The organism is Burkholderia contaminans, assembly GCF_029633825.1.
Lineage (GTDB): Bacteria > Pseudomonadota > Gammaproteobacteria > Burkholderiales > Burkholderiaceae > Burkholderia > Burkholderia contaminans.
Genome location: NZ_CP090640.1, coordinates 580753 through 603124, shown reverse-complemented (window position 1 = coordinate 603124; position 22372 = coordinate 580753). Strand labels below are relative to the sequence as shown.

Sequence of the window (22372 nt, the reverse complement as noted above, 5' to 3'; positions counted from 1 at the left end):
GGCCTCAACGGCGGGCGTGGTCGGCGCGGCCGAGGATCAGGCTGCAATTCGTGCCGCCGAAGCCGAACGAATTGGAGAGGACGGCGCGCACGCGCGTATCGCGGCTCGCGAGCACGTAGTCGGCGGCGAGGGCAGGGTCGGGGTGCGTCGTGTTGACGCCGGCCGGCACGAACTGCTCGCGCAGCGCGAGCGCGCCGACGACCGCCTCGAGCGCACCCGCCGCGCCGAGCGTATGGCCGGTCGCGCCCTTCGTCGAACTGCACGGCGTGCTGGCGAACAGCGCGCCGATCGCGCGGCTTTCGGCTGCGTCGTTGCTCGGCGTCGCGGTGCCGTGCAGGTTCACGTAGTCGATGTCGGTTGCGCCCAGGCCGGCGGATGCGAGCGCCTGCTCGATCGCGACGCGCGCGCCGAGCCCGTCCGGATGCGGCGACGACATGTGATGCGCGTCGCTCGATTCGCCGATGCCGAGCAGCAGGACCGCATCGGCGTCGAGTGCGGCGGGCGACGCCGGCACGCGTTCGACGAGCGCGAACGCGGCAGCCTCGCCGATCGATATGCCGTCGCGCGCGACGTCGAACGGACGGCACGGCTGCCGCGACAGCAGTTCGAGCGAATTGAAGCCGTACAGCGTCGTCAGGCACAGCGAATCGACGCCGCCGACGACGGCCGCATCGATCAAGCCTGCCTCGATCATGCGGTGCGCGGAGCCGAACACTTTCGCGCCGGACGAACAGGCGGACGAGATCGCCATCGCCGGGCCGCGCAGCGCGAAAAACGCGCGCACGAACGCGGCCGGCGAATACGGGTTGTGCGTATGCGCATAGCGGAAGTCGGCGGGCAGCGCGCCGCTCGCCGGATCGCGGCGCTGGTATGCGTGCTCGGTTTCGAGGATGCCGGCCGTGCTCGTGCCGATGAACACGCCCACGCGTGCCGCTCCATAGCGCGCGACGGCTGCCGCGACGCGTGCGTCGAAACCGTCCTGCGTGAGGCCGAGCTGTGCGAGGCGATTGTTGCGGCACGCGAAGTCGGCGAGGTCGGCCCGCACGGGCTGCGCATCGACGCCGTCCACCGCACCGATCCACGTGTCGAGATCCGCACGTTCGAAGTCGCAGGGCTGCAGCCCGCCGCGCGCGTCGCGCAGTGCGTCGAGGGTCGCATCGAGGCCGCGGCCGATGCAGCTGGTGGCGGTGAAGTGCGAGAGCAGGAGAGGTTTCACGAGGGTCGCATCCGGTGGCCGGAACGGGCGCGGCAGCAGGGCTGGCAGGCGCGCCGTTCGAGGTCAGATTTTATCAAACGGGGGGGCCGAACCGGCCGGCTCGCCCGGCCCGCCGGGCAGCTCCGGCGCGAGCGCCGCGCGCAGCGTGGTCCAGTGCAATTGCGCATCGGCGGCCGCGCGCAGCACCGCTTGCAGCACGTCGAGCACGACCGGTTCGCCGCGCGCGTCGCGCGCCGCGTGGCCGTCGTGCACGAGCAGGATGTCGCGTGCGGCGAGGCCGTGCAGCAGGCGGCGCGTGACGGTCGCCGCATCGCGTGCGCGTGTGTCGAAGCCGCGCCGCGTCCAGCTCGCCAGCTGCAGGCCGAGTTCGCACAGCACCGGCTCGAGAAACGGATTGCGCAGGCCGGCCGGCGCACGGAAGAACAGCGGGCGCGTGCCGGCGATCTCGGTCAGCGTCTGCTGCGCGGCCGCGATTTCGCGCCGCAGTGCGGCAGGCCCCGACAGCGAGAACGTGTGCCGGTGCCGCTGGCTGTGGTTCTCGATCGCGTGACCGCGCGCGACGATCGCCTCGATCCAGCGCGGATGACGGCGCGCGAGATCGCCGATGCAGAAGAACGTCGCGCGCGCGTCGTAACGGTCGAGCAGGTCGAGCACGCGCGGCGTGACGTCCGGGTCCGGACCGTCGTCGATCGTCAGCGCGATGCGGCGGCCAGCGTGGGCCGGCAGGCGCGTCCAGTTCGGGCCGAGCAGCGCGCTGCGCGGCCACAGGCCGGCGGCGGTCAGCGCGAGATGCGACGCGACCACGCCACCGACCGCCCACGGCCACGCGGCCGGCTGCGCGACGGCCGCCGCCGCCGCGCCCGCATGCAGCGCGGCCGTGCCCGCGATCAGCGGCGTCGGCTTCCAGCGGCGTGTGTCGCCGGGCTGTCGCGACGGAACGGACGATGGCGCGTTCATGCGCGGCTTCCTCGATGGCGGTTGATGGCCCCGGCGTCAGCCGGGCGCGGCGCGAGAATTGCGGAGAACGCGAGCGCGAGCATCGCACCCGGCCCGACGGTCAGCCCGAAGGTTTCGAGCAGCGGCACGCGCGACAGCGCCAGCAGCCCGAAGCCCGCGACCGTCGCGAGATTCGCGATCAGCAGCGACACGAGCGTGTACGGCGTGACGGGCTGTGCGTCGTCGCGCTTGCAGAAGAACAGCGCGTAGTTGGAGCCGACGGCGACGATCAGGAGCATCCCGACGAGATGCAGAATCGTCAGCTGCACGCCGGCGAGTGCGAAGCCGGCCGTCACGACCAGCACGGCCGCAACGAGCGGCGCGAGCGCGCGCACGACGCGGCGCGGCGAGCGCAGCGCGATCAGCAGCAGCACGGCGATCGCGGCGAAGCCCGCGAGCGACAGCCGGATGTCCTCGTGCACATAGCTCACGTACAGGCGATCGGCTTCGGCCTTCATGTCGACGAACAGCGCATCGGGCACGCCCGCGCGCGCGACAGCCGTGCGAATCGGCGCGGCATCGAGGCTCGATGCCGGTTGCGCGGTGTGCGCGGCGTCCGGCGCACGCAGCGGCAGCATCGCGCTCCAGCGGCCGTCGCGTTCGGTCAGCAGCGCATCGACGGCGAGCGCCATCGACGTGCCGCGCAAGTCCGCGCGCGTCAGCAGCGGTGCGTGGCGCGCAGCCGCGACGTCGGCGATGAACGGGGTGAATAGTTCGGGTTTGACCGCGATCGGCTGGTTCGCGACGGCGTCGTGCATCCGCGCGGCAAGCACGCCGGTATCCGGCAGGCTTGCCTGGCGCGCGCGCTGCGCGGCATCGCTCGGCAGGTAGCGCGCGGGGCTTTCGAAGCCGGCGAGCGCACCGCGGTCGACGAGCGGCTGCAATTGTGCGGCCACTTTTTCGGCGCCTTCGAGTGCGGCCTGTTCGGTCGATGCAGAAATCACGACGAGGTAGCGCACATCGGGCGCGCCGACATCGGCGCGCAGCCGCGCATCGAGCGCCTGCGCTTGCGCCGGCACGGGGCTGAGCGCGGCGAGCTCGCGGCTCCACAGGCCGTCGCGATGCAGCACGAGCGTCGCGATCGCGGCGATCACCAGCACGACGAGCGGCCAGCGCAGCCGCGGCGCGGCGTCGGCCGCGCGCGCGAGCACGGCGCCGACGCGCGACACGTCGCGGATCGCGACATGCTCGCCGCGCAGATGCGGCAGCACGAAGCGCGTGACGAGCGCGGCGGCCGTGAGCCCGACGATCGAATACAGCCCGAGCTGCACGAGGCCGGGGAATCCGGAGAACAGCATCGACGCGAACCCGCACACGGATGTCAGCACGCCGAGCCGGATCGTCGGCCAGTACGCGGCGACCCATGCGCGCATCGCGTCGGCCGGGCGCGCCGCGCCGCGCGTGCCGGCCTGCGCCGATTGCACGAACAGGTAGATCGAATAGTCGACGGCTTCGCCGATCAGCGTCGTGCCGAAGCCGAGCGTCAGCCCATGGACCGTGCCGAAGGCGACGCTGACCGCTGCAATCGCGGCCGCGACGCCCGTCAGCACCGGCAGCAAGCCGAGCGCGAGCGTGCGCGGCGAACGGTACAGCGTCAGCAGCAATGCGACGATCAGCACGACGCTCGCCGTCGACAGCCGTTCGACGTCGTGCCGGATCGTGTCGCGCGTGTCGACCGAGAACACGCCGGGGCCCGTCATCGCGAGCGTGGTCGCGGCGGCGTTCGGCACGGCCTGCTGCGCGGCGGCGAATGCTCGGCGCAGGGCGTCGATCGCGCGGGCCTGGGCGTCGGTATCGGAACCGGCGGCGGCCGTCTGCACGACGAGCACCGCGCGCGTGCCGTCGCGCGACGCCCACACGCCGTCGCGGTTCGCCGGCTCCGCCGCGCGGTCGAGCTGGTCGACGAGCGTGGCGACTTCACCGGTCGGGTCGCGCGGCAGCATCGCCTTGGCCACGAGGCCGGCCGACGAACTCAGCAGGTCGAGGCTGTCGCCGAGCGCCTGATGCAAGCCGGCGGCGCTGAAGCGCTGCGGCGTGACGGCCGGGCTCAGCAGGTAGCGGTGATCGAAGACGAACTGCTGGTCGCGCGCGTCGTTCGCGGCTTCGCCGTTGTGAACGGCCGCGAATTGCGGATCGGTGCGCAGCGCGCCGGCGACGCGTCGCGACAGCGCGGCGCGCGTCGTGGCATCGCCGCCGTCGATCACGACGAGAATCAGCCGTGACACGACGCCGTCGCGCAACTGGTCGACGAGCACGCGCTGCCCGGCGCTCGGCGCGCTCGGCAGGAATGCGGACAGGTCGGCCGTGAAGTGCGCGCGCCAGATCGCGACGCCGCACGCGAGCAGCGCGAGCAGCCACACGAGCACCGCGCGCTGCCGCAGCGCGTGCAGGCGGCGCGCGACCGGTGACGACGGGGGGCGAGCGCGTTCGTCCATCAGTTCGGGTTCGCCGGAACGGGTTGCAGCCGCATCACCGAGCGGTCGCCGTCGGCCTGCCGGATCGCGACGCTGCGCAACATGTCGCGCGTGCCGTCGAGCGTGATCGTGCTGACGACCTTCAGCATCCGCGAATCGAGCGGCGTGAGCGTCAGCGTCCAGTCGTCGCCGCGCCCGGCGAGCGCGACCTTGTACACCTGTTCGAGTGCGAAGCGGTTGCCGGCGAGCGTCGCGCGGATGCTGTCGATGAACGCGCCGAGTTCCGGATAGCGTGCGAGCGCGAGCGTGAATTTGCGGTTGTTGCGCTCGACGGTGAGCATGTCGCCGTCGACGACGAGGTGTTCGGGTTTCGGGCTCAGCGTGTGCTTCTCGAGATGGTCGGGCGCGACGAACACGAGTTCACCTGACGATTCGACCGGCTGCGTCGCGATCGACAGGTATTTCGTTTCGGTGAACGTCGCGCGCCCCGACTTGTGCTGCGCGAGCGTCGACATCAACCGGTCGAGGTTCCACGCCGGTGCCGTGTCGGCCGCCTGGGCGGGCGCGGCAGCCAGCGCGGTCAGGGCGGCGGTTGCGGCGAGGGCGACGGCCAGCGTGCGGACGGCGCGACGCAGCGCGGACGGGAGCGTGGGCGAGCAGCGGCGAACGGCGGTCATGCGTCGGAATCCTCGTGGCGGACAGGCCGGCAGCGGCGCGCGCCGCGCTGCTGCGCGCGGCGACGGTCGCGGCATCGCCGCCTTGCCAGAAGTCGAAATAGTTGAACCAGTTGTACGGCGCCGCGCGGCAGTACCGGTCGAGCAGCGCGACGTAGCGCGCGAGCGCCGCGTCGACGGCCGCCGCACGTGCCTCGCGCCGCACGTCGGAGAAATCGGCGAGCGTCTCGAAGTGCACATCGTAGCGGTTGCCGTCGCGATAGAGGCCCGTCATGAAGAGCACCGGCCGCTTCAACATCGCGGCCATGTAGAGCGGCCCGAGCGGGAACGCTGCCGGCGCGCCGAGCAGCGGCAGTCGGCGCAGCGACGCGGCCGCGTCGTCGAGCAGCGTGCGGTCGGCGAGCATGCCGACCATGCAGTTCGCGTCGAGGCGCTCGCGCACCTTCAGCATCGAGTCGACCTGCCCGAGCGGAATCACTTCCGGCTGCGCGGCGGGATTCACCGCGGCGAGCGTCGCGTTGATCTTGCGCGCGTTCTTCTCGTACATCGTCACGACGACGCGCAGGCCCGGATGCGTGCGGCCGATCGCGCGCACGACCTCGAAGCTGCCGAGGTGCGCGCCCATCAGGAATGCGCCGCGTCCGCCCGCGAGGGCCTCGTCGACGAGCGTTTCGCCGTGCAGCCGGATGTCGAACAGGTCGAAGCGTCCGTTCATCAGGTAGATGCGGTCGTGGATCGTTGCCGCGAACGTGAACACGTGCCGGTACACGTCGCGCCAGCGCGCGGGGCGGCCGAGCACGCGGCGCAGGTAATCGCGCGATGCCGCGCACGCGATCGGCGAGAACAGCACGAAATACGTCGCGATCAGGTGCAGCACGACGCGCGCGCGCTGCCGGCCGAAGCGCAGCGACAGCCACGTCATCGCGCGCAGCAAGCCCGCATTGCTGCGTTCCTGGCGTTCGGCCCATGCGGTGCGCTTCATGACTGCGCACCACCCTGCGCGGAAGACGGCGTGGCCGGCGGCGCGGATAGTACGCCGCTCGCGACTTCGCGCGCCCCGGCGCGCAGCGTGAAGCGGATCGCACCGCTCGCCGCGGCGTCGTACGCGAGATCGAGCGGCTCGCCGGGCGCGACCGGGCTCAGGAATTTCGCGGACCCGAGCCGCCACGTCTGCAGCGGACGGCCCAACGCCGTGCCGATCGCATGGATCGCGTGATCGAGCAGCACGACGCCCGGGACGACCGGATGGCCCGGGAAGTGGCCGGGCAGCGCCGGGTGATCGGCCGGGATCGTGAACCCGGGCGCGACCGCCGGTGTGCCGGCCGGGTCGCACACGGGCGTCGGCGCGGCTGCGGTGCGCGCGTGTCGTGCAACGAGTGCGGCGAGCACGTCGCGCGGCAGTTTGCCCGTTTCGTTGCGCGGCAGCGCGTCGACGAAGACGAGCGGGCGCGGCATGAATGCGGGATCGATCCGCTCGCGCAGCGCGCGCTGCAGGTCGGCTGCCGCGAGCGTCGGCGCGACGACCAGCGCGACGAGGCGCGTGACCGGTTCGAGGCCCGCGTCGGCGTGGGCGGGCGCGGCGGCGTCGGGCATGAAGAACACGCCGTCGATCACTTGCGGAATCGCATTGAGCTGATGGTTCAGGTACGCGAGCGACGTGCGCTTGCCGGCGATGTTGACGAGGTCGGCCTTGCGGCCGTGCAGCAGGAACCGGCCGTCGCCGAGCAGTTCGAGCGCATCGCCCATCGGCACGGGCGCCTCGACGTGCCCGCCGGACACCCAGATCGTCGGCTGGCCGTCGTCGCTTTCCGGTTCATCGCGCGCGTCGAGCCGGATACCCGGGAACAACGCCCAGGCCGCGCCTTGCGACGTGCGGCGGGTGGCGATCTGGCCGGTTTCGGTGCTGCCGTAGATCTCGACGAGCGGCGCGTCGAGCGCGGCTTCGGCTTCGCACGCGAGCTTTTCCGACAGCGGCGCGGTGGCCGACAGGACGAGCGCGGCAGGCGGCAGCGCGTGGCCGGCGGCCAGCAGCGCTCGCAGGTGGATCGGCGACGTGACGAGCACGCGCGGTTGCGGGATCGCGTCGAGTTCGTCGCGAATGTCGACCGGGTAGAACGGCTGGCGGTTGCTGAACGCGAGGCCGCCCATCAGCGCGAGCAGCACCGTCGACTCGAAACCGTACATGTGCTGCGCGGGCACCGTGCCGATCAGCGTGGCCGCGCGGCCGTCGAGCAGCCCGAGGCGGTCGGCCGCCGCGCGCACGCAGCCGACCAGGAAGCCCCAGGTCTTGCGGTGCGGCACCGGCGCACCGGTCGAACCGGACGTGAACACGTAGGCCATGATGCGCGCCGCATCGATTTGCGGCACGACGAACGGCGCATCGCTCGCGAGCTCGCCGGGGGCGGCATCGGGGTACGCGAAGCGCGGCAGGTCGATCGTGCAGTCGGGCGCGTCGTGCAGGCAGAACGCGTCGGGCGCGAACGATGCGAGCTGGCGAACCATTTCCGGCGTGTGCGTCGACGGCAGCAGGCTGATCTTGCCGGCAACGAGCGCGGCGCACAGGCTGACCGCGAAGCGGTAGCGGTCGCGGCACACGTTGAACACGTGGCCGCCGGCGGGCAGCGCAGCGGCCACGCGCGCGACATCGGCGACAAACGCGCGCACGGTGACGGGCGAGCCGTCGCGCCAGGCGATCGTCCGGTCCGGCGACGAATGGAAAACCAGCGGGTGAGTCGGCATAAATCGGTCAAAACGGGAGCGAAGGCCGGCGCGCGGCGCCGGCCGTGAATTCATCGTGACGGCTGCGATGCGTGAGTCGTCGCGCGATACGCGCGCACCGCATCGACCATGCGCGGCCGCGGTTCGTGCGGTAGTGCGAAGCGCCGGCACGCATGCTCGGCTGCAAACGTCACGGCGACGAGCGGCAGCGACAGGTAGTTCGCGAACGTCGACCACGTGACGATCGGCGCGGCCGCGAACAGCAGCGTCGACACGGCGGCGATCGCGACGAAGAACAGCGTCCACGCGAGCGTGATCTGCCGTGTGTAGCGCGCGACGGCCGGCGTGATCGCGCCGTGGATCATCGTCGCGAAGCGTGTGCACAGCGGCACCTGGCCGGCGGCGAGCGTACGGCCGAACAGCAGGGCCATCGCGAGGTTGAAACTCGCGTGTTCCAGATACAGGCCCCATTCGAAATGCCGGGCGAGCGGCACGCGGGTGGCCCATAGCGCGGCGGCGGCAAGCAGCCACGCCGGCACGAGCCACGCGCGATGCGGCGAGCGCAGCGCCGCGCCGAGCGCGAGCAGCAACGGCGGCACGAGCGCCATCGCGAGGCCGAAGCCATGTGCGCCGGGTGTCGCGGCCGCGTAGTGCGCGCCGGCTCGGTACGCCGCGACGGCGCCGACCGCGGCGAGGCCGCGCGCGACAGGCAGCAGCCGGCTCATCGCCGGCCTCCGCACACACGGCGCGCGAACGCGTGACCGGCGGCCGGGCGGCAGCGGGCTGACGGGCGAACCGGAACGGAGCGGAAGGGCGGGCGCGGCATGACTGGCGACATCGGGCGGATCGTGGCCGGACGCGGTGGTCGGGCCGTCAAACATCATATGAATGGCGGCCGGGACGCGGGTCCGGGCCGGTGGTCGGGCACGCTCATTTTAGGGCCGCGGCACGGCGTGTTCGGGGCGGGCGCGAACGGGTTTTGTAACCGATTGTATGGCGCGGGACGAACGGTTTCGCGGGGTCGGTCCAGTTCCATCCGAAGCGGCTCAAGCGTCTCGTGCATTCGGATCCCGAAACGGGCCGGGGAGCTGGCTCGCCAGTCTGTAACCATTGGCGGTATACGGCCCGATACCCGGTCGTCTAGAATCCGCGTAACTTTTACAAACGATCCCCAAACAAGCAGGCGGGGAAGCCGGCAGACGCCGGAGGGACGGAGATTCGCACGCGCCGGGCGTGCATGGCGATTGCCGTTTCCGGTCACCTTCCGCTGCCACGGGCCGCCTGCCCGCACGCATGATGAACGCACTGGAACAAGAGCTCGCCACGCTGATCATCGGCGAACTGAATCTCGAAGACGTCACGCTCGAAACCGTGACGGCCGAGACCCCGTTGTATGGCGAGGGTTTCGGGCTCGACTCCATCGACATCCTCGAAATCGCCCTGCTGATCTCGAAGAAATACGGCTTCGAGTTGCGTTCGGACAATCCGGACAACCAGAAGATCTTTGCGACGCTCGGTGCACTGGCTGCGTACGTCGCCGCGCACCGCACGAAGTGAGCGCGTCGCGCACGGGTGCGACGCACGGATGATGACGGCAGGCGGCCGCGATCGGCAGACGATACGCGCCCGCGTCGATCGAGGGGGAACGCGATGAACGGAGCAATGCGATGCGCTCGCTCGTGACGGGCGGCAGCGGCGCACTCGGGCAGGCGATCTGCGCGGCCCTCGCGCAGGCCGGCCATGAAGTGTGGGTGCATGCGAACCGCCATCTCGCGCAGGCGGAGGCCGTCGCGCAGCAGATCGTCGCGGCCGGCGGCTCCGCGCACGCGATTGCGTTCGACGTGACCGACGCCGATGCGACGCTCGCCGCGCTGAAGCCGTTCATCGACGATGCGCCGGTGCAGATCCTCGTCAACAACGCAGGGATTCACGACGATGCGCCGATGGCCGGCATGTCGCGACAACAGTGGCACAGCGTGCTCGACGTGACGCTCAACGGCTTCTTCAACGTCACGCAACCGCTGCTGTTGCCGATGATCCGCACGCGGCGCGGACGGATCGTCAACATCGCGTCGGTGGCCGGCGTGACCGGCAATCGCGGGCAGGTCAACTACGCGGCCGCGAAGGCGGGGCTGATCGGCGCGACGAAGTCGCTGTCGCTCGAGCTCGCGTCGCGCGGCATCACCGTGAACGCGGTCGCGCCCGGCATCATCGAATCGCCGATGGCCGAGCACGCGTTTCCCGCGGAACGCATCAAGCAGCTCGTGCCCGCGCAGCGCGCGGGCCGGCCCGACGAAGTCGCGGCGATGGTCGCGTACCTGGTGTCCGACGCCGCGGCCTATGTGACGGGGCAGGTGCTGTCCGTCAACGGCGGGCTCGCCTGACGAAGCGCGCAGCGTCGGCGTGACGTAACGCAACGCGGCGCAGGCCACGATGTTGCGCGGCCTGCGCCGCATAGTGAGGAAATCGAAGTGTCCGTGCATCCAGTCGACGCCGAACGGCGGCCGTGTTCCCTGTCATCCGCTATCGCGCCCGTCGTGCGCGGGCAGACGGCGGCCGGGCCGGTCGCATCGCGATCGGGCGAAGCGCTCGCGCTTGGCGGCGACCGAGCACTGCGGCTCGTCCGGATGAGCCATGCGCGGCTCGCCGCGCTGCTGCACGATGCGCGTGGTCGTGGCGATCGATTCGAGCGCGCGTTTCCCGGCGCATTGGGTGCGGTGTGCATTGGCGCGGACACGGCATCGCACGCCGGATCACGAGCGGACGCGGCGGCACGGATGCTGGCCGATGTCGTACCCGGCCTGCCGGTCGCGCCCGTGCCGATGACGCTGCTCGGTGCCGGCATCGCGCCGGACGACGCCGTCTGCGAAATCTGGCAATGCCACGCGCATGACCTGCGCAGCGAACGGCGCAGCGCGCTGCACTATCGGTACAGCGAAACAGCGGGCCTCGTGTTCGGCAGCATCGTCGTGCACGAAGAAGCACATGAGGCGAGCGAATCGCACGACGGCGGCACGCCGCTCGAACGCGCGACGCACGACGCGTACCGCGCCCTGTTCGGCGTGCTCGATTCGCTCGGCATGCCGCATCCGCTGCGCATCTGGAATACCGTGCCGGCGATCAACGCGGTGCAGTTCGGGATCGAGCGCTATCGTCAGTTCAATATCGGCCGCCAGCATGCGTTCGATGCGTGCCGCCGCGCGCTGACGGGCGGCGTGCCGGCCGCGTGCGCGCTCGGTTCGGTCGTGCCGGTCGCGGGCGATGCATCGCCGGCCGCGCCGCTCGCGATTCATTTCCTTGCGAGCCGCACGCCGGTCGATCCGGTCGAGAACCCGCGCCAGGTCAGCGCGTATCACTATCCGGCGGAGTACGGCCCGCGTGCGCCGACGTTCGCGCGCGCCGCCGCATGGTCGGCAGGCGATGCCGCGCCGGTGCTGTTCGTGTCGGGCACCGCGAGCATCGTCGGGCACCGCACCGTGCATCACGGCGACGTCGTCGCGCAAACGCGCGAGACGGTCGCGAACCTCGCGGCCGTGCTCGCGCAGGCCGCGCGCCAGGGGCACGGCCCGTTCTCGCTCGCCGACCTGAGCTATCGCGTCTACGTGCGCGACGCCGGCGATGCCGAGGCGCTGGCCGCGATCGAGCGCGTGCTGCGCGATGCGGCCGGCCCCGGCGTGCGGCCGCTCGTCGTTCATGCGGACGTGTGCCGCGACGACCTGCTGGTCGAGATCGAGGCCAGCGCGGGTCATGAGGAGGCGTGGTTGTCATGAAGCGGGAAAACCTCGCGATCGAGCCGCCGGCCCCGCACGCGGGCGACGTCGACGAAGCCTGCCGACGGTCGCCGGCAAGTCATAAACTTTTGTCAGGATCCCCGTCTTCGCAATCGGCCGTTTCCATGTCCAAGCTGCACGCGTCGTCCACCCATCTCGTCCTGATTCCGAGCTACAACCCGGGCGCCAAGGTCGACACGACCGTGCGCAATGCCCGCGCGCAGTGGAATCCGGTGTGGGTCGTCGTCGACGGCAGCACCGACGGCAGCGCCGAACGGCTGCAGGCGATGGCCGAGCGCGACCCGGGCTTGCGCGTGATCGTGCTGCCGGAGAACCGCGGCAAGGGCGCCGCGGTGCTCGCCGGGCTCGACGCGGCCGCCGCGAGCGGCTTCACGCATGTGTTGACGATGGATTCCGACGGCCAGCATCCGTCTGACCTGATTCCCGCGTTCATGGCCGCGTCGCAGGCCGCGCCCGACGCGATGGTGCTGGGCGTGCCGAAGTTCGACGCGAGTGCGCCGCAGTTGCGCGTGCAGGGCCGCCGGCTGTCGAACGCCTGGGCCGACCTCGAGACGCTGTGGGCCGGGATCGGCGATTCGCTGTACGGGTTTCGCGTGTATCCGGTCGCGCCGCTGGCGGCGATCATGCGCCGCCAGCCGTGGATGCGCGGCTTCGACTTCGATCCCGAGGCGGCCGTGCGGCTGTGCTGGGCCGGCGTGCGTCCGATCCGCATCGACGCGCCGGTGCGCTATTTCGGCCGCCACGAGGGCGGCGTCTCGCACTTCCACTACGGCCGCGACAACGCGCTGCTCGCGTGGATGCACCTGCGCCTGTTCACCGGTTTTGCGGTGCGGTTGCCGATGCTCGTCGCGCGGCGGCTGACGCGACGCCGCGACCAGCCGGCCTGAACCCGCCCGTTTCCCCTTCCGGTCGTCGCCTGGCTGCGGCGATTGCGCCCTCTTTCGTCGTCAATCCCGTTCCGACGCGCCGCTTCGTTCCCGTTCGATCAGTAATCAACGTGTCATCGGATGTAAACATCTGGTAATTTTCTGCCGGATTATGCAAAATCGGCGCTCCCAAATACAACTATCGAGGGATTCCGGGATGCAACTCAAGAAAGCGGTGGCAGCGTGTGGCGTGGCGTTTCTGTTGAGCGCGTGCGGCGGGGTGCAGAGCCTTGACGCGAACAGCCTGACGTCGGCGGGGGCCAGCCTGTACAAGGCAGCGACGCTGTCGGATGCCGACATCGCCGCACTGTCGAACGACTCGTGCAAATCGAGCGATGCCGAATCGAAGATCGCACCGGCGAACAGCGCATATGCGAAGCGCCTGACGAAGGTGATGAAGGGCTTCGGCGACATGACGCTGAACAACCAGAAGATCAACTACAAGGTCTACATGACCAAGGACGTCAACGCGTGGGCGATGGGCAACGGCTGCGTGCGCGTGTACAGCGGCCTGATGGACATGATGAACGACGACGAGCTGCGTGGCGTGATCGGCCATGAAATGGGCCACGTTGCCCTCGGCCACTCGAAGAAGGCGATGCAGACGGCCTACGCGGTCAGCGCGGCGCGCACCGCGGCCGGCGCGGCTTCGCCGGGCGTGGCGGCGCTGACGAGCTCGCAGCTCGGCGACATCACCGAGAAGTTCATCAACGCGCAGTTCTCGCAGTCGCAGGAGAGCGCGGCCGACGACTACTCGTTCGACCTCCTCAAGCAGAAGGGCATGAATCAGAAGGGTCTGGTCACGTCGTTCCAGAAGCTCGCGAAGCTGGACGGCGGCAAGAGCTCGATGATGGATTCGCACCCGTCGTCGGCGAGCCGTGCGCAGCACATCGAGGACCGCATCGCGAAGGGCAGCTGATCGCGCAACCGATCGCCTGCCGCGGCGGGCGATCAGGCGATGACATGAAAAACCCCACGCTCGTCCGGGCGTGGGGTTTTGTTTTTGGGGCGGGCGCCGCTTACGGCACCATGCCCGGCAGCACGTACGCCTGCGCGAGCGTGATCAACCCGACGATCACCGCGAACAGCAGGCTGTGCCGCACCGTGAAACGGAACAGCTCCGACTCCTTGCCGACGAGGCCCGTCGCCGCGCAGGCGACCGCGATCGACTGCGGCGAGATCATCTTCGCGGTCACGCCGCCCGTCGTGTTCGCAGCCACCGCGAGCGTCTCGGGTACGCCGAGCTGATGGGCCGTGGCCTGCTGCAGCGAACAGAACAGCGCGTTCGACGACGTGTCCGAACCGGTCAGGAACACGCCGAGCCAGCCGAGGAACGGCGAGAAGAACGGGAACGCGGCGCCGGTTGCGGCCAGCATCAGCGCGAGCGTCGACGACATCCCCGAGTAATTCGCGACGAATGCGAACGCGAGCACGAGGCCGATCGACAGGATCGGGCGCGTCAGCTCCTTCAGCGTCTCGCCGAACGTGACGAGCGCGTCGCGCGGCTTCATCCGCAGCAGTGCCATCGAGATCAGCGCGGTCACGAGGATCGCGCTGCCCACCGCCGACACGAGATCGATCTTCAGCACCGCGTCGAGCGCCTTCGGCGCCGCGGCGATCGGCGCGGTCTTCACGACGAGCTGGTCGAGCCCCGCCACATGGAACTTCAATACGGTCGACGCGAGTGCGCCGTGCGCGGCGAACAGCGCCTTGAACGGCGCGATGCTCCATAGGGTGACGACGGCCGTCAGGATCAGGAACGGAGACCACGCGCGCACGGTCTGCGCGAGCGTGTACGGCGATGCCTGCCGGCTCGTGCCGGTGCCGAAGCCGCTGCGCGAACCCGCGCCGCCGAAGCCCGCGAGCGCGGCGCCGCCGCCGGACGCGACGAGGCCGCCGGCCGTCTGCTTCTCGGTGCGCGGCTGCCAGACCTTCAGGAATGCGGCGAGCGCGACGAGGCTGACGAGCGACGACGTGATGTCCGGCAGCTCGGGCCCGATATGGTTCGACGTGAAGTACTGCGTCACCGCGAAGCTGCCGCCTGCGACGAGCGCGGCCGGCCAGGTCTGCCGCACGCCGCGCAGCCCGTCCATCATGAACACGAGCCAGAACGGCACCGCGAGCGACAGCAGCGGCAGCTGGCGGCCGGCCATCGCGCCGATATGGAACGGGTCGATGCCCGTTACCTGCCCGGCGACGATGATCGGAATGCCCATTGCGCCGAACGCGACCGGTGCTGTGTTTGCAATCAGACACAGTCCTGCCGCGTGCAGCGGCTTGAAGCCGAGGCCGACGAGCAGCGCGGCGGTGATAGCGACGGGCGCGCCGAAGCCGGCCGCACCTTCGAGGAACGCGCCGAAGGAGAAGCCGATCAGCAGCATCTGCAGGCGCTGGTCGTCGGTGATCGACAGCACGGACGCGCGAATGATGTCGAACTGGCCGGTCTTCACGACGATCTTGTACAGGAACACGGCCGCGACGATGATCCACGCGATCGGCCAGATGCCGTATGCGAAGCCGAAGCCGGCCGCCGCGAGCGCCTGCGGCACGGGCATCCCGTACGCGAGGATCGCGACGCCGAGCGAGAGCAGCAGCGTGATCGCAGCGGCGACGTGGCACTTGAGCCGCAACGCGGCCAGCGCGACGAAAAAGAAGATGATCGGGATTGCGGCGACGAACGCCGACAGCCCGAGGCTGCCGAGCGGGGTGTAGATCTGATGCCAGGCCTGCATGGATGTCTCCTCCATAGGTTTTTGTCGATACGGCTTGAGAAACGAAACGGCTATTCGGGCTGGCCGCGTGCGCGCAGCAGGTCGGACAGGCTGCGCGGCGCTGGCTCGAGCGGCGTGCGGTGCTGCGTCCAGCCCATCTGTTTGGCGGGCGTCAGCGCACGCAGCCGCGTGGCGGTCCAGCGGAACGCGCGATATGCGCGCGGATGCGCGAACGCGCCCGACCAGAAGCGCCACACGAGTTCTTCCGCGCGGTTGTAGTTCGCGCCCTGGCCGCGCAGCGGGTGCGCGACGGGTTCGTCGGGCTTGCGGTTCGCTTCGGTGCGCAGCCGCACGAGCAGTTGCGGGATCGGAATTCGCACCGGGCACACCTCGCCGCACGCGCCGCACAGCGTCGATGCGGTCGGCAGGTCGGCCGTCGCGTCGAGGCCGAGCAGGTGCGGCGAGATGATCTTGCCGATCGGGCCCGGGTAGGTCGTGCCGTAGGCGTGGCCGCCGATGCGCGTATAGACGGGGCAGTGGTTCATGCACGCCCCGCAGCGGATGCACTGCAGCGTCGCGCGCAGTTGCTCGTCCGCGTAGGCCTGCGTGCGGCCGTTGTCGAGCAGCACGAGATGCAGCTCGCGCGGGCCGTCGCGTTCGCCGTCGCGGCGCGGGCCCGAGATCAGGTTGAAGTAGGTCGTGATCGCCTGGCCGGTGGCCGAACGCGTGAGCAGGCTCGACAGCGGCACGATGTGCTCGAGCTTCTCGACGACCTTCTCGATCCCCATGATCGCGACGTGCGTGTCGGGTACCGTCGTCGACAGCCGGCCGTTGCCTTCGTTCTCGACGAGCCACAGCGTGCCGGTGTCGGCCGCCGCGAAGTTCACGCCCGACAGGCCGATGTCGGCTTCCGTGAACGCGCGGCGCAGCGCGCGCCGGCCGGTCTGGATCAGCTCGTCGACGTCCTCCGTGTAGCGCGTGCCGGGGATGTGTTCCTCGAACAGCTCGGCGATGTCGCCGCGCGTCTTGTGGATCGCCGGCATCACGATATGCGACGGCTTCTCGCCCGCGAGCTGCACGATGAATTCGCCCATGTCGGATTCGATGCAATCGACGCCGTGCTCCGCGAGGGAGTGGTTCAGCTCGATTTCCTCGCTCGCCATCGACTTGCCCTTGATCACGCGGCGCGCCTTCTTCGCCTGCGCGATGCCGAGCACGATTGCGTTCGCGTCGGCCGCCGTCTCGGCCCAGTGCACGTGCACGCCGGCTTCGGTGAGCTTCGTCTCCAGCCGTTCGAGCAGCGCGGGCAACTGCGCGAGCGCATGCTGCCGCACCGCTTCGCCGAGGTCGCGCAGTTGCTGCAGCTCGTCGTCGTCGGGGAACTGCGTTGCGCGCTTGCCCTGCAGGAAGTCCATCGCGCCGCGAAAGCTCTTGCGCAGCGCGGGATCGTCGAGCGCAGCGCGCGCGCGGGTCTTGAAGTCGCCGGGGGCGACGAATTGCAGCGTGTGGTCGCTCATCGCGGGATGTCCTCGCTGACGGTGGTGGCCGCGCGGCCGGCTGCCGTACCGGTGACGATCACGACCCACAGGCGGCGCGGGCCATGCGCGCCATAGGCGAGCGTCTGCTGGATGTCGGAGGTCTTCGACGGGCCCGACACCAGCACGAGGTTGGTCGGCATGCCGGCCTGCCAGCGCTCCGCGTGCACGGCCGCATGCAGGTCGGGATGCAGCGTGCTCGCGTGGACGAGCGCGACGTGCAGCGGCGGCACGAGCGACACCGTGCGCGGCGTGCCGGCATCGGGTGCGAGCACGATGGTGCCGGTGGCCGCGATGCCCGAGCGCGCAACGGTGAAACCCGCGTCGATCGTGTCGAACAGTTCGGTTTTCCACGCGTCGATCGGCCGGTCGAACGGTACCGGCGCGACCGCGCCGGGCAGAGCGCGGGCGAGCGCGGCGGATTCGGCGCGGGCCGGGTCGAGCAGCAGGCGGCGCACGCCGGCCTCGGCGAGCCGCGCGGCGAGTTGCGCGGGCCATTCGTCGCCGGTTGCGCACCAGACGTCCGCGTGCGACGCGGTGAGCGCGGCCTGCATCGTGACGACAAGCGTGTGTGGATCGTGCGCGGCTTCGTTCTGCGCGCGGCGCGTGTCGTAGTGCGTGTCGATGCGCGCGTCGAGTGCGGGGCGGCCGCGGCCGCGACGCCCGGGGTGGCAGCGCGCAGCCGCTGGAGGATTGCGTCGCGCGCGCTCATGGCTTGTCTCCGCGCAGCGATGCGGCGCCTGCCGTGCGCCGCCACAGGAAGCTGGCGAGGTGCTCGACCGGCAGCGCCGCGCCGGACTTGTCGGCCGCGTGGCCGATGTTCAGCAGGCAGCCGCAGTCGGCGGACACGAGCCGGTCGCAGCCCGTCGCGCAGGCCGATGCGACCTTGTCGCGCACCATCGCGCCGGAGATGTCGGGATGCTTCAGCGAGAACGTGCCGCCGAAGCCGCAGCATTCGGATTCGCGTTCGTGTTCGATGCGCGTCACGCCCGGCAGCGCGTCGACGAGCGCGACGCCGTGTACACGCGTGCCCATCTCGCGGCGGGCTGCGCAGGACGTGTGCAGCACCACGCGCTCGTCGGCGCCGGCCGGAGCGGCGAGCGCATCGAGCCGCACGTCGAGCACGTGGACGAGGAATTCGGTGAGTTCGTAGGTCCGTTCCGCAATCGCACGGGCCTTGGGGCCGTGGACGGGGTCGTCGGCAAACAGCGCCGGCCAATGGTGCCGGATCATGCCGCCGCACGAGCCGGACGGCACGATCACGGGCCACGGTTCGGCGAACAGGTCGAGCTGAGCAGCCGCGACACGGCGCGCTTCGTCGGGGTTGCCGCTGCTGTAGGCCGGCTGCCCGCAGCAGCTCTGGCCGCGCGGATAGTGGACGGTCAGGCCTTCGCGTTCCAGCAGGCGGACCGCGTCGAGCCCGGCTTCGGGGACGAACAGGTCGACCAGGCAGGTCGCGAACAGATAGACGTGCGCGGGGGCGGCGGCGGGGTACTGCCTTTCGTTCATGTCTCGCTCCAGATGCGACGGCCCGGCATGCGGATGCGGGACGACGATTTCGCTGCATAATTCCCGCGACGGCGCCGCAGCTCAAATTGGTTGGGCCAATCGGCGTGGCAGGCATTCCGCAGGGAGACGCGACGATGGCAGCGATGACGGCACGGGGCCGGACCGAAGTGGTGATGCGCAAGATCGAGACGGCGCTGCTCGACGGCACCTGGCCGGCCGGCGCACGCCTGCCGGCCGAGCGCGTGCTCGCGCAGGAATACGGCGTTGCGCGCAACACGGTGCGCGAGGCGACCCAGCGGCTCGTCGCGCGCGGGCTGCTGCAGAGCCGGCGCGGCGCGGGCGTCTACGTGACTGACCAGTTGCGTGCCGGCATCGCATCGCCTTGGGGCCAACTGGTCGCCGATCATCCGGCGTTGCGCGACGACATCCTCGAGTTCCGCCGCGTGCTCGAAGGCGCGACCGCCTATTTCGCCGCGCTGCGCGCCGATGCGAACGACCGGCGCCGGATCCGTGCGCTGCTGCGCGAGCTCGAAGCCGCGCACGCGAACGGCGCCGCGGCCGTCGAAGCCGCGACCGACGCGAAGCTGCACGAGGCGATCGCGCTCGCGTCGCACAACACGATGTTCCTGCACCTGCATACGAGCGTGATCGGGATGCTGCGCGAGCACATCTCGATCAACGTTGCGGGCATGACGACGCACGACGAGCAGGCGTCCGAGCTGTTGTTGCTGCAGCACCGCGTCGTGTGCGACGCGATCTGCGCGCAACGGCCGGAGGAGGCGCGCACCGCGATGCAGACGCATATCGACTACGTGCGCAGCCATTTCGAGCGCAGCGGCGATGGTGCCTGATTGGTTGGACCGCTATGGCGCGTGCCCCGTCCCGCGGCCGCCTCCGGCGCGGCGGGGTATCGACGCCCGGCAGTCGGCGGCACGCCTGCGGTTCGACAGTGCGGGTGTCGCCCGCGCGATTGACCGGTTCATCGGGCGCCCACTAGAATCGGCCGGAACCGCGCGCCAGCCGCGCGCCGCGGCGCATGCGGGCCTTTTGTTCCGCCAGTCGAGGAAGTTTCCGTGTTCACCTCTTTGATCCGGCGCGCACCGGCCGCGCTGTCGTGGCGCGCCGCATGCCGCCCGGCCCGCGCACTGGCCGTCGGTGTGCTGCTGTCGCTCGTCGCCGCGTGCGCGACGCATCCGCCCGCCACCACGCTCGATCGCCCGGTCTCCCACGCGTTGCCGCCCGATACCGCGACGCCGCTGCGCGACGCGCTGGCCGGGCCCGAGGCCGCGCATCCGGGCCAGTCCGGTTTCCGGCTGCTGCCGGAAGGTGCCGAGGCGCTGCAGATGCGCATCGCGCTCGCACGCGCCGCGACGAAGACGCTCGACATGCAGTACTACATCGCGACCGAGGACACGACCGGCAAGCTGCTGCTCGCCGCGGCGCTGTACGCGGCCGATCGCGGCGTGCGGGTGCGGATGCTGGTCGACGACCTGAATTTCCGCGACATCGATCGCATCATGGCCGCGCTGAACACGCATCCGAACGTCGAGATCCGTGTGTTCAACCCGTTCGGCGCGTCGCAGCAGCGCATGGTCGAGCGCACGGCCAATTTCTTCACGCGCATCGACAGCTTCACGCGCCGGATGCACAACAAGGCGATGATCGCGGACAACCAGATCGCGATCGTCGGCGGCCGCAATCTCGGCGACGAATACTTCAACGCGAGCCCGACGCTGCAGTTCCGCGATCTCGACGTGCTGGCCGCCGGCCCCGTGACGAACGACGTCTCGGCGAGCTTCGACACATACTGGTCGAGCGCGAGCAGCTATCCGCTGCGTGTGCTGAACCACCAGTCGTTCGATCCGAAGGACCTCGACGCGACGCGCGACGAGCTGCGCGCCCACTGGCGCACGAATGCCGATCCATACAACGCGAAGCCGCTGAACGCGACGCCGCTCGCGCAGCAGATTGCGCGCGACGAGCTCGCGCTCGTGTGGGCGCCGGCCGAGTTCAAGGTCGACGCGCCCGACAAGGTCGCGCGGCCGACCGACGCGTACGTGAGCCCGCCGATGCAGCGCCTGGCGGAACTCACGCGCGGCGCGCAGCAGGAATTCCTCGCGTTCTCGCCGTATTTCGTGCCGCATGACGCCGGCGTGAAGATCCTCGGCGACGCGACCGCGCGCGGTGTGCGCGTCGCGATCCTGACGAATTCGCTCGCCGCGACCGACGCGGTCGCCGTGCAGGCCGGCTACGGTCCGTATCGCGTGCCGTTGCTGCGGCACGGTGTCGAGCTGTACGAGTTCAAGGCGCAGCCGGGCCAGCCGCGCGCGCGCCTGTTCGGGTCGCGCTCGCGGGCAAGCCTGCACGCGAAGGCGTACGTGATCGACCGGAAGATCCTCGTGATCGGCTCGATGAACCTCGATCCGCGTTCCGCGCACCTGAACACCGAACTGGCGCTCGTGATTCACAGCCCGGCGCTCGCGCAGCAGGTCGCGACGATCTTCGCGCGCGTGACCCGGCCGGATGAAAGCTACCGCGTGAGCCTCGTGACGCCGGCGGGCGGCGGGTCGCCCGAACTCGAATGGACGGGCATCGACGACGGCCAGCCGACCACCTATCACGTCGATCCGCACGCGGGGCTGCTGCGCAACGTGATGACCGGCATGTTCATGCTGCTGCCGGTGGACGACCAGCTATAAGGGGACGGAAGCGCTCCGGCTAAACCCGTGTTTCCGGTGCGCGGGGAAGAGTGATATGGTTGTGCACGCAACTAATGTGGCGTGCAGGGCGGTGCCGCGAACGGCCCGCGCCACGCGTGCCGCGCACACCCGCAACCGGAGTTCCCCCCATGCAACGTGTCCCGAACCAGCCGTTCACGCGTCCCGCCCGTTTCTCCGAAGCCGAATGGCAGGCGCGCGTGCAGCTCGCGGCGGCTTACCGCATCTTCGATCATCTCGGCTGGACCGAGCTGATCTACAACCATATCTCGCTGCGCGTGCCGGGCGAGGACGGGCATTTCCTGATCAATCCGTTCGGGCTCCATTACCGCGAGGTGTGCGCGTCGAACCTCGTGAAGATCGACATCGACGGCAACGTGATCGGTCATTCCGACTGGCCGATCAATCCGGCCGGTTTCACGTTCCACAGCGCGATCCATGCGGCGCTGCCGGATGCGCACTGCGTGATGCACGTGCACACGACGCCGACGATGGCCGTGTGTTGTTCGCGCGACGGGCTGTCGTTCTCCAATTTTTATTCGGCGCAGCTGTACGGGAAGATCGCTTATCACGACTTCGAGGGCATCACCGTGCATCTCGAGGAGGGGCGGCGCATCGTCGAAAGTGCAGGCGGGCGGCCGGTGCTGCTGTTGCGCAACCATGGGCCCGTGACGATCGGCGCGACGCTCGCGCAGACCTTCTCGCTGATGTGGCTGCTCAATCGTGCATGTGAGGTACAGGTTGCCACGCATGCGATCGGCGACGCGTTGCCGATTGCGCCGCCGGTGCTCGAAGGGTGCGTGCGCGATTCGCTGAATTTCGATCCGAAGCACGGCGCGGGGCAGGACGCGTTCGACGCGCTGCAGCGGATCGTCGATCGCATCGATCCGGGCTATCGCGCGTGACGTGAAGCGGCGCGATCGCTACGTCATGCGTGATGCCGGGTGAACCGGACCCGACGGCGGCGCGCGCAAAAAAAACGCGGCCGGGTGGCCGCGTGAATACTCGCAGACTCCTTCGGACGAAGGAAACAAGCAACTGTGAGACGAAGTGTAGCGAAAGGCCGCGCGCCGATTCAGTCATCCGGCTGCAAAGGTCCATTCCAGGTTGATGCAGACTGATGCGTCGTGCGCCGCGCGAGAGGGCCGGCCGGCCCGGTGCGTCG

General features: G+C 70.1%; 17 protein-coding genes and 2 pseudogenes. 8 read left to right on the top strand and 11 right to left on the bottom strand.

The window, feature by feature from the left end:
- Positions 1-4: 4 nt before the first annotated feature.
- The 7 genes and pseudogenes from LXE91_RS02820 to LXE91_RS02790 form a co-directional block, all read right to left on the bottom strand.
- Positions 5-1216: a beta-ketoacyl-[acyl-carrier-protein] synthase family protein gene (locus LXE91_RS02820; protein ID WP_039360194.1), complete on the bottom strand. Its 1212-nt coding sequence runs from the start codon at positions 1214-1216 to the stop codon at positions 5-7.
- A gap of 63 nt (positions 1217-1279) precedes the next feature.
- On the bottom strand, positions 1280-2173 hold the full coding sequence (locus tag LXE91_RS02815) for a polysaccharide deacetylase family protein (RefSeq protein ID WP_039360191.1): 894 nt from the start codon (positions 2171-2173) through the stop codon (positions 1280-1282).
- The gene (locus tag LXE91_RS02810; protein ID WP_039360188.1) at positions 2170-4647 is read right to left on the bottom strand and encodes an MMPL family transporter; all 2478 of its coding nucleotides are present in this window, start codon (positions 4645-4647) and stop codon (positions 2170-2172) included. Before LXE91_RS02810 ends, LXE91_RS02815 begins: the two co-directional genes overlap by 4 nt.
- Complete coding sequence (locus LXE91_RS02805) at positions 4647-5303, bottom strand: outer membrane lipoprotein carrier protein LolA (RefSeq protein WP_278068110.1); 657 nt, start codon at positions 5301-5303, stop codon at positions 4647-4649. Before LXE91_RS02805 ends, LXE91_RS02810 begins: the two co-directional genes overlap by 1 nt.
- Before the next feature lie 10 nt (positions 5304-5313).
- A pseudogene (locus LXE91_RS02800) lies at positions 5314-6282 on the bottom strand (LpxL/LpxP family acyltransferase); the annotation flags it as partial.
- Positions 6279-8039 (bottom strand): acyl-CoA synthetase family protein, encoded by a 1761-nt coding sequence (locus LXE91_RS02795; protein ID WP_039360180.1) that lies wholly within the window; start codon positions 8037-8039, stop codon positions 6279-6281. The gene LXE91_RS02795 and the pseudogene LXE91_RS02800, both read right to left, overlap by 4 nt.
- A 50-nt stretch (positions 8040-8089) precedes the next feature.
- Positions 8090-8743 (bottom strand): COG4648 family protein, encoded by a 654-nt coding sequence (locus LXE91_RS02790; RefSeq protein WP_278068109.1) that lies wholly within the window; start codon positions 8741-8743, stop codon positions 8090-8092.
- 571 nt (positions 8744-9314) lie between these two features.
- Here LXE91_RS02790 and LXE91_RS02785 point away from each other — a divergent pair.
- The 5 genes from LXE91_RS02785 (at position 9315) to loiP (ending at position 13654) form a co-directional block, all read left to right on the top strand.
- Complete coding sequence (locus tag LXE91_RS02785) at positions 9315-9575, top strand: phosphopantetheine-binding protein (RefSeq protein WP_039360173.1); 261 nt, start codon at positions 9315-9317, stop codon at positions 9573-9575.
- Positions 9576-9685: 110 nt separating this feature from the next.
- A complete protein-coding gene (gene fabG / locus LXE91_RS02780) occupies positions 9686-10402 on the top strand; it encodes a 3-oxoacyl-ACP reductase FabG (RefSeq protein ID WP_039360170.1) in 717 nt (238 codons plus the stop codon).
- Positions 10403-10489: 87 nt separating this feature from the next.
- Positions 10490-11788, top strand: a complete 1299-nt coding sequence (locus LXE91_RS02775; RefSeq protein ID WP_039360167.1) for a chorismate transformation FkbO/Hyg5 family protein — start codon at positions 10490-10492, stop codon at positions 11786-11788.
- A gap of 125 nt (positions 11789-11913) precedes the next feature.
- Positions 11914-12696: a glycosyltransferase family 2 protein gene (locus tag LXE91_RS02770; RefSeq protein WP_039360166.1), complete on the top strand. Its 783-nt coding sequence runs from the start codon at positions 11914-11916 to the stop codon at positions 12694-12696.
- 196 nt (positions 12697-12892) lie between these two features.
- Positions 12893-13654 (top strand): metalloprotease LoiP, encoded by a 762-nt coding sequence (gene loiP / locus LXE91_RS02765; RefSeq protein WP_039360163.1) that lies wholly within the window; start codon positions 12893-12895, stop codon positions 13652-13654.
- 100 nt (positions 13655-13754) lie between these two features.
- Here the strand turns inward: loiP and LXE91_RS02760 are convergent, their stop codons facing one another.
- The 4 genes and pseudogenes from LXE91_RS02760 to LXE91_RS02745 form a co-directional block, all read right to left on the bottom strand.
- Positions 13755-15467, bottom strand: coding sequence for a lactate permease LctP family transporter (locus LXE91_RS02760; protein WP_039360161.1), 1713 nt, complete (start codon positions 15465-15467; stop codon positions 13755-13757).
- 50 nt (positions 15468-15517) lie between these two features.
- Positions 15518-16963, bottom strand: a complete 1446-nt coding sequence (locus tag LXE91_RS02755; RefSeq protein ID WP_039360160.1) for a LutB/LldF family L-lactate oxidation iron-sulfur protein — start codon at positions 16961-16963, stop codon at positions 15518-15520.
- A pseudogene (locus LXE91_RS02750) lies at positions 16960-17693 on the bottom strand (LutC/YkgG family protein). The gene LXE91_RS02755 and the pseudogene LXE91_RS02750 overlap by 4 nt, the downstream one beginning before the upstream one ends.
- Entirely contained in the window at positions 17690-18490 is an 801-nt protein-coding gene (locus tag LXE91_RS02745; protein ID WP_039360156.1) for a (Fe-S)-binding protein, read from the bottom strand. The pseudogene LXE91_RS02750 and the gene LXE91_RS02745 overlap by 4 nt, the downstream one beginning before the upstream one ends.
- 134 nt (positions 18491-18624) lie before the next feature.
- Here LXE91_RS02745 and LXE91_RS02740 point away from each other — a divergent pair, with 134 nt between their 5' ends.
- From LXE91_RS02740 to LXE91_RS02730, 3 genes are all read left to right on the top strand, one after another.
- Entirely contained in the window at positions 18625-19341 is a 717-nt protein-coding gene (locus LXE91_RS02740) for a FadR/GntR family transcriptional regulator (protein WP_039360152.1), read from the top strand.
- Positions 19342-19563: 222 nt separating this feature from the next.
- Positions 19564-21189, top strand: coding sequence for a phospholipase D family protein (locus LXE91_RS02735; RefSeq protein WP_039360149.1), 1626 nt, complete (start codon positions 19564-19566; stop codon positions 21187-21189).
- 149 nt (positions 21190-21338) lie between these two features.
- Positions 21339-22112 (top strand): class II aldolase/adducin family protein, encoded by a 774-nt coding sequence (locus tag LXE91_RS02730; protein WP_006497398.1) that lies wholly within the window; start codon positions 21339-21341, stop codon positions 22110-22112.
- Positions 22113-22372: the final 260 nt, after the last annotated feature.

Bases quoted from the DNA above. Each gene is read 5' to 3' on its own strand.
- LXE91_RS02795 (WP_039360180.1), bottom strand. From the start codon at position 8,039: ATGCCGACTCACCCGCTGGTTTTCCATTCGTCGCCGGACCGGACGATC.
- LXE91_RS02790 (WP_278068109.1), bottom strand. From the start codon at position 8,743: ATGAGCCGGCTGCTGCCTGTCGCGCGCGGCCTCGCCGCGGTCGGCGCC.
- LXE91_RS02815 (WP_039360191.1), bottom strand. From the start codon at position 2,173: ATGAACGCGCCATCGTCCGTTCCGTCGCGACAGCCCGGCGACACACGC.
- LXE91_RS02730 (WP_006497398.1), top strand. From the start codon at position 21,339: ATGCAACGTGTCCCGAACCAGCCGTTCACGCGTCCCGCCCGTTTCTCC.
- LXE91_RS02755 (WP_039360160.1), bottom strand. From the start codon at position 16,963: ATGAGCGACCACACGCTGCAATTCGTCGCCCCCGGCGACTTCAAGACC.
- LXE91_RS02810 (WP_039360188.1), bottom strand. From the start codon at position 4,647: ATGGACGAACGCGCTCGCCCCCCGTCGTCACCGGTCGCGCGCCGCCTG.
- LXE91_RS02770 (WP_039360166.1), top strand. From the start codon at position 11,914: ATGTCCAAGCTGCACGCGTCGTCCACCCATCTCGTCCTGATTCCGAGC.
- LXE91_RS02760 (WP_039360161.1), bottom strand. From the start codon at position 15,467: ATGCAGGCCTGGCATCAGATCTACACCCCGCTCGGCAGCCTCGGGCTG.
- fabG (WP_039360170.1), top strand. From the start codon at position 9,686: ATGCGCTCGCTCGTGACGGGCGGCAGCGGCGCACTCGGGCAGGCGATC.
- LXE91_RS02745 (WP_039360156.1), bottom strand. From the start codon at position 18,490: ATGAACGAAAGGCAGTACCCCGCCGCCGCCCCCGCGCACGTCTATCTG.
- loiP (WP_039360163.1), top strand. From the start codon at position 12,893: ATGCAACTCAAGAAAGCGGTGGCAGCGTGTGGCGTGGCGTTTCTGTTG.
- LXE91_RS02785 (WP_039360173.1), top strand. From the start codon at position 9,315: ATGAACGCACTGGAACAAGAGCTCGCCACGCTGATCATCGGCGAACTG.
- LXE91_RS02805 (WP_278068110.1), bottom strand. From the start codon at position 5,303: ATGACCGCCGTTCGCCGCTGCTCGCCCACGCTCCCGTCCGCGCTGCGT.
- LXE91_RS02740 (WP_039360152.1), top strand. From the start codon at position 18,625: ATGGCAGCGATGACGGCACGGGGCCGGACCGAAGTGGTGATGCGCAAG.